Origin of the sequence: Streptomyces chilikensis (assembly GCF_001642695.1) — a bacterium.
Lineage (GTDB): Bacteria > Actinomycetota > Actinomycetes > Streptomycetales > Streptomycetaceae > Streptomyces > Streptomyces chilikensis.
Genome location: NZ_LWCC02000108.1, coordinates 26,058 through 32,467 on the forward strand (window position 1 = coordinate 26,058; position 6,410 = coordinate 32,467).

Consider the following 6,410-nt stretch of genomic DNA (forward strand, 5'->3'; position numbering starts at 1 on the left):
GGGGTGACCACTGCCGGGGAGGCCACCATGGGTACGACGTCCGCCACACCGCACGGCACGGGCTCCGGCCCGGACGAGGACCGCGACGGGCGCGACGGGTGCGACGGCCGACTGGGCCGGATCGCACGCTCTCCGCTCGGCTGGATGCTGACGGGCGCGGCCGGCGTCGGTCTGGTCTCGGCCGTGACGGCGACGGGACCCGGCCCGGTGCCGGTGCTGGGCGCGGTCGCCGCGGTGGCCGTGTACCGGTCGGTCATGCGCCGTGTGGCACGGCGCCCCGCGCCGGAGGTCGCCCGGCGCGGAGCCGCCCGGGAGGCGCTGCTGGGCGGCGGAACCGGTCTGGGCTTCGTCCTCGTCTCCGCCCTTGTGATCACGGCGTTCGGAGGTTACTCGTTCTCCTGGGCGGGCGGCGGCTTCGTGTCGGTCGTCACGGCCGCGGTCGTGGTGCAGATCGGCGCCGCGGTCACCGAGGAGCTGCTGTTCCGCGGGCTCGCCCTGCAGGCCCTGGAGCAGTTGTGGGGCAGCCGCGCCGCCATCGTGATCACCTCGCTGTTCTTCGGCGTCGCCCACCTGGGAGCCCAGGGCGCGAGCGCGTGGAGCGGACTCGCGATCGCCGTGGAGGCGGGCGTCCTGCTCGGAGCCGCGTTCTTGTGGCGGCGTAGCATCTGGTTCGTCGTGGGCCTGCACTTCGCCTGGAACACCGCGGAGCAGTTGCTCGGCATCCCGGTCTCCGGGCACACCTCCGAGGGTCTGTTCACCGTCGGCGTCCACGGTTCCGCCCTCCTGACCGGGGGTGGCTTCGGCCTGGAGGCGTCGCTGGTGCCCGTCCTCATCAGCGTGGCTCTCGCCGTCCCGATGCTCGTCCTCGCCCACCGCGGCGGTGGCATCACGACCCGCCGGCGCGCGGGCCACTGAGACAGGCCGACCGGAGGAGACGAAAGTGATGTTCCGTCAGGCGCGCCGGAGCGGCCGTCGGCTGCTCCGTGCGCCGCTCGGCCGGTGGCAGGAGCGGGACGCCCTCCTCAAGGACGGCGTCCTCGCCCTGGCGCTCACCCTGCTGGCCTTCGTGCCGACCCTGTCGGCCGTCGGTGCGCAGATCGGGGATCTGCCCGAGCGGCCGGCGAACGCGCTGGGCGTCGGGCTGGTCCTGGCCCAGACCCTGCCGCTGGCGGTCCGCCGCAGGTGGCCCGCGGCCTGTCCGGCCGTCGTCGCGGGCGCGTTCGCCGTGCACCAGGCGCTGGGCTTCGCGACGACGTTCGCGAGCGTGGGGCTGTATCTGGCGCTGTACTCCGCCGGGGCCCACCAGGTCCGCTTCCGCCGCGCCCTGGTCGTCGTGGCGAGTGCGGGCTACGCCGTGCTGGCCGGCGTCCTGGACCGCCTCGGCTCACCGCAGTCGATGCCGGACTATGTCGCGTTCTGGCTGGCTCCGGCCGCGGCCTGGCTGGTGGGGAACACAGTGCGCAGACGGCGGACGGAGGAGGCGGAACGGCGGCGGCTGGCCGCCGAGGTGGCCACGGCCGCCGAGCGGGCGCGGATCGCCCGCGAGCTGCACGACGTGGTCACCCACCACGTGACGGCCATGGTGGTCCAGGCCGACGCGGCGCAGTTCCTGCTCACGTCCGCGCCGGAACGCGCCGGCGAGGGGCTGGCGGCCGTCAGCGACACCGGCCGCCGGGCGCTGACGGAACTGCGGTACCTGCTCGGCGTCCTGGAGGCGACCGGCGGGTCGGCGTCCGCGGACCCGGCGGGTGCGGGCCGGGCGCCCGCCCCGGGACGGGTGGGGGACCTGGTCGAGCAGGCCCGCAGGTCGGGCCAGCCGGTCGAGTTCGCCGAGCGGGGTGAGCGGCGGCCGGCAAGCGTGGACGTGGAGCTGGCCGCGTACCGGGTGGTGCAGGAGGCGCTCACCAACGCCATGAAGCACGCGGCGGGGAAGCCGACACGCGTCCTGCTCCGGCACGGCGACGAGCACATCGGGATCGAGGTGGCCACCGACGGACCGGTCGCCGCACCGGTCATACGCAAACCGGGCCCCGAGGGCGGGCGCGGGCTGGCCGGGCTGCGTGCACGGGTGCGGATGCTCGGTGGTGAACTGGAGGCCGGCCCCCGGCCCGAGGGCGGGTTCGAGGTCCGCGCCACGATTCCGTCCGAGCCCGTTCAGGAGTGACCCCGTGAGCGATGCGCCGCCGCCACCGATCCGTGTGCTCGTCTGCGACGACCAGGCGCTGGTGCGGACCGGCTACGTCACCATCTTCTCCGCGCAGCCCGACATGGAGGTCGTCGGGGAGGCCGAGAACGGCCACGAGGCGGTACGGGCCGCGCGGCTGCTGCGTCCCGACGTGGTCGTGATGGACATCCGGATGCCCCTGCTCGACGGCATCCGGGCGACGCGGCAACTGGCCGGCCCCGACGCCGAGGACGCGCCGAAGGTACTGGTCGTCACCACGTTCAACGTCGACGCCTACGTCTACGACGCGTTGCGCGCCGGAGCGAGCGGCTTCCTCCTCAAGGACGCGCCCCCGGCGGAGCTGGTCAACGGCATCCGCACCGTCGCCCGGGGCGAGGCCCTGCTGGCACCCGCCGTCACCCGCCACCTCATCGGCCACTTCGCCCAGCACCTGCGACCGGCCGGCACCTCCCGGCCGGGCAGGCAGCACGTCGTGCGTGCGCTGACCCCCCGCGAGCTGGAAGTGTTCCAGCTGATCGCCGAAGGGCTGTCGAACGCGGAGATCGCCGCGGCGATGTTCATCACGCCCGAGACCGTCAAGACCTACGTGTCGCGCATCCTGGCGAAGCTCGGCCTGCGCGACCGCGTCCAGGCCGTCGTCCTCGCCCACCGGGTCGGACTGGTGTCCGGCACGCCGTGAGCCGGCACGGCCATGAGCCCTCGGCGCCGCCCGCCCGGTCGGAGCCCGGCTCCACCGCGTGGGCAACGGCCGGCCTGAAGTACCTGTCACCCGCGCACGGTTGCCTCCGGGTTCGGCCCGCCGTCGACGTCCCAGGCGCGGTGGGCGTACCACCAGGCCCGGAGGTACTCGGCGAGGGTCTTCCTCGTGCTCCGGTCGTGCGTGCTGGGCGTGTGGTGGCCGAGGTGGCGGTCCTTGCCCGTGTTCCCGGTGACGGTCGTCGTGTGGTCGATGTCGTCGTTGCGGTCCCGGTCGGCCTGCAGGACGTCCGCGAGCCCCGTCTCCCGCACGGACTTCAGGCCGTGGGTTCGCTCGGAAGGCTTCTGCGCGAACCCGTGCCCCTTCCCGGCACCGGACCGGCCCTCCCACGCGCCGGCCCCACGCCGGAGCACCCCTCCGCGCCTACCGCTCCAGGGCCGTGAGCGCCCGCTGCGCCAGCGGGTGGGAGCGGACGATCTCGGCGAGGGTGGTCGCGCCGCGGGTGATGTCGGCGAACGACCGCCAGACGGGCCGGAAGCCGGTGATCGCGGCGTGGAACGTTCCGGGCCTGCGTTCGAAGACGGCCAGCAGTTTCCGTCCCACGCTCATCTCCACGCCGAGACCGGCCTTGACCGCGAAGGCGTAGTTGAGCGACTCGCGCCGCACGTCCACGGCGTCGTGCGCCTCGGCGATCCGCACCGCCCACTCGCCGGCCAGCCGTCCGGAGCGCAGCGCGAAGGAGATGCCCTCGCGGGTCCACGGCTCCAGCAGGCCCGCCGCGTCTCCGCAGACCAGCACGCGGCCCCGGGAGAGCGGCGAGTCGTCGGTGCGGCAGCGGGTCAGGTGGCCGGAGGAGATGGCGGGCTCGAAACCGGCCAGGCCGAGCCGGCCGATGAAGTCCTCCAGGTAGCGCTTGGTCGCCGCGCCCTCGCCCCGCGCGGAGATCACGCCGACGGTCAGGGTGTCGCCCTTGGGGAACACCCACCCGTAGCTGCCGGGCAGCGGACCCCAGTCGATCAGCACGCGCCCGCGCCAGTCCTCCGCGACCGTCTCCGGCACCGGGATCTCGGCCTCGAGGCCCAGGTCGACCTGGCCCACCTTGACGCCGACGTGGGCCGCCGTCCGGCCGGCGCTGCCGTCGGCGCCGACCACCGCGCGGGCCAGCAGCGTCTCGCCGCCCTGGAGCACCACGGCGACGGTGCGGCGGTCGGGGACCGTGGGGCCGTGCTGCTCGATCCGGGAGACCGTGACTCCGGTGCGCAGTTCGGCCCCGGCCTTCTGGGCGCTCTCCACCAGCCGGTGGTCGAACTCCGAGCGGTCGACCAGGCCGAAGAGCATCCGGCGGGAACGGCGGGTGCGGGCGAATCGGCCGTTGTGGGAGAAGGTGACCGCGTGCACCCGGTCCCGCAGGGGGAGCTCGAAGCCGGGTGGCAGGGCGTCCCGGGAAGGGCCGATGATGCCGCCGCCGCAGGTCTTGTAGCGGGGCAGCTCCGCCTTCTCCAGCAGCAGCACGCGCCGTCCCGCGACCGCGGCCGCGTAGGCGGCGGCGGATCCCGACGGGCCCGCCCCCACCACCACGACGTCCCAGACGCCTTCGTCGCCCGCTCCCCGGCCGGCCGGGTCCTCCGCCCGCGCGGTCCGCGCCGGCTCGCCGTCCCCGGATTCCCGCGCCGGGTCCGACGCGCCGTCCCGGCCGTTCTGCCCGTTCTGCCCGTTCTCGCCGCTCACGATCGCCAACCGCTCCCGATCACCAGTCAAGATGCCTGCCGAACTGTCCACCGCATCCTACGGCGGCGATCGCCGCAGGTGGCTGTGGGAGTATCGACGGTGCGGACCGCGGAACCACACGCGTCCGCCCGTCCCCGTACAGGGCCCTGCGTGCGCGATCCCCTCATGGGGGACCGCCGTGCGGGGCCGCTGTGCCGGCCACCGGGCGGCACCGCCCGCCCGGATCCGTGCGGGCGGCCCGCACGGACGGTCCGACGTGAGACCCGAGAGTTACGAGGAGCCCCGCAATGTCGTCGAACCCGGTCGCCGCGACCGTCGCCTCGCTGATGCCGAGAGCGAAGGAGGAACTCGCCGAGCTGGTCGCCTTCAAGTCGGTCGCCGACTTCGAGCAGTTCCCCCGTGGCGAGAGCGAGGGCGCCGCGAACTGGGTCGCCGACGCGCTGCGCGCGGAGGGATTCCAGGACGTCGCCCTGCTCGACACCCCGGACGGCACGCAGTCCGTGTACGGGTGCCTGCCCGGCCCCGCGGGGTCCCGGACCGTGCTGCTGTACGCCCACTACGACGTCCAGCCGCCGCTGGACGAGGCGGCGTGGGTGTCCCCGCCGTTCGAGCTCACGGAGCGGGACGGCCGCTGGTACGGGCGCGGCGCCGCCGACTGCAAGGGCGGCGTGATCATGCACCTGCTGGCGCTGCGCGCCCTCAAGGCGAACGGCGGCGTGCCGGTCACCGTCAAGGTGATCGCCGAGGGTTCCGAGGAGCAGGGCACCGGCGGCCTGGAGCGGTACGCCGAGGAGCACCCCGACCTGCTGGCCGCGGACGCGATCGTGATCGGCGACTCGGGCAACTTCCGGGTGGGCCTGCCGACCGCCACGGCCACCCTGCGCGGTATGACCATGGTGCGGATCCAGATGGACACGCTGCAGGGCAACCTGCACTCCGGGCAGTTCGGCGGCGCCGCCCCGGACGCGCTGGCGGCGCTGATCCGCGTCCTGGACTCGCTGCGCGGCGAGGACGGTTCGACGACGGTGGACGGCCTGACCGGTGACACGGTCTGGGAGGGTCTCCAGTACGACGAGGAGCAGTTCCGCGCCGACGCCAAGGTGCTGGACGGTGTCGGACTGATCGGTTCCGGTACGGTCGCCGACCGGATCTGGGCGCGGCCCGCGGTCACCGTGCTGGGCATCGACTGCCCGCCGGTGGTCGGTGCCACGCCGTCGGTGCAGGCGAGCGCGCGGGCGCTGGTGAGCCTGCGGGTGCCGCCGGGTGTGGACGCCTCGGAGGCCTCCGAGCTGCTCCGGGCGCACGTGGAGCGCCACACCCCGTGGGGGGCCCGGGTCGTCGTCGAGCAGGTCGGCCACGGCCAGCCGTTCAGCGCCGACACCGGCAGTCCGGCCTACACGGCGATGGCGCGGGCCATGGCGGAGGCCTACCCGGGCCAGGAGATGCAGCTCGCCGGGCAGGGCGGCTCCATCCCCCTGTGCAACACCCTCGGGACGCTGTACCCGAAGGCGGAGGTCCTGCTGATCGGCCTCAGCGAGCCCGAGGCGCAGATCCACGCGCCGAACGAGAGCGTCTCCCCGGAGGAGCTGGAGCGGCTCTCGGTCGCCGAGGCCCTCTTCCTCCAGATGTACGCGGCCGGCTGACGCCACCACGGCACGCCCTCGCCCGCCGCGGCCGGCGCCGCCGCGCGGCGACCCAACAGCCCCTCGTACCCGTCCGGGACGAGGGGCTGTCACCCGCGGCGGGCGCGGCACGGCGGCGGCACGGCGGCGGCGCCCGCGGACCCGGCGCGGCGGACCC

6 protein-coding genes are annotated in these 6,410 nt (G+C 74.7%); 4 read left to right on the forward strand and 2 right to left on the reverse strand.

The window, feature by feature from the left end; genetic code table 11:
* The first annotated feature begins 27 nt into the window (after positions 1 to 27).
* Genes A2U95_RS24795 through A2U95_RS24805 form a run of 3 tightly spaced genes read left to right on the forward strand, consistent with a single transcriptional unit; the run spans position 28 to position 2,864 of the window.
* Positions 28 to 915, forward strand: a complete 888-nt coding sequence (locus tag A2U95_RS24795) for a CPBP family intramembrane glutamic endopeptidase (protein ID WP_166026942.1) — start codon at positions 28 to 30, stop codon at positions 913 to 915.
* Between the two features lie 25 nt (positions 916 to 940).
* Positions 941 to 2,164, forward strand: a complete 1,224-nt coding sequence (locus tag A2U95_RS24800; protein WP_166026944.1) for a sensor histidine kinase — start codon at positions 941 to 943, stop codon at positions 2,162 to 2,164.
* A 4-nt stretch (positions 2,165 to 2,168) separates the two neighbouring features.
* Positions 2,169 to 2,864 (forward strand): response regulator, encoded by a 696-nt coding sequence (locus A2U95_RS24805; RefSeq protein WP_166026946.1) that lies wholly within the window; start codon positions 2,169 to 2,171, stop codon positions 2,862 to 2,864.
* 86 nt (positions 2,865 to 2,950) lie between these two features.
* On the opposite strand, the gene A2U95_RS24810 is transcribed toward A2U95_RS24805, so the two are convergent.
* Together A2U95_RS24810 and A2U95_RS24815 are read right to left on the reverse strand one after the other, a co-directional pair.
* Positions 2,951 to 3,193, reverse strand: coding sequence for a hypothetical protein (locus A2U95_RS24810; RefSeq protein ID WP_166026948.1), 243 nt, complete (start codon positions 3,191 to 3,193; stop codon positions 2,951 to 2,953).
* A gap of 112 nt (positions 3,194 to 3,305) precedes the next feature.
* Positions 3,306 to 4,460: a geranylgeranyl reductase family protein gene (locus A2U95_RS24815; RefSeq protein WP_240958037.1), complete on the reverse strand. Its 1,155-nt coding sequence runs from the start codon at positions 4,458 to 4,460 to the stop codon at positions 3,306 to 3,308.
* A gap of 437 nt (positions 4,461 to 4,897) precedes the next feature.
* Here A2U95_RS24815 and A2U95_RS24820 point away from each other — a divergent pair, with 437 nt between their 5' ends.
* Entirely contained in the window at positions 4,898 to 6,253 is a 1,356-nt protein-coding gene (locus A2U95_RS24820) for a dipeptidase (RefSeq protein WP_166026953.1), read from the forward strand.
* Positions 6,254 to 6,410: the final 157 nt, after the last annotated feature.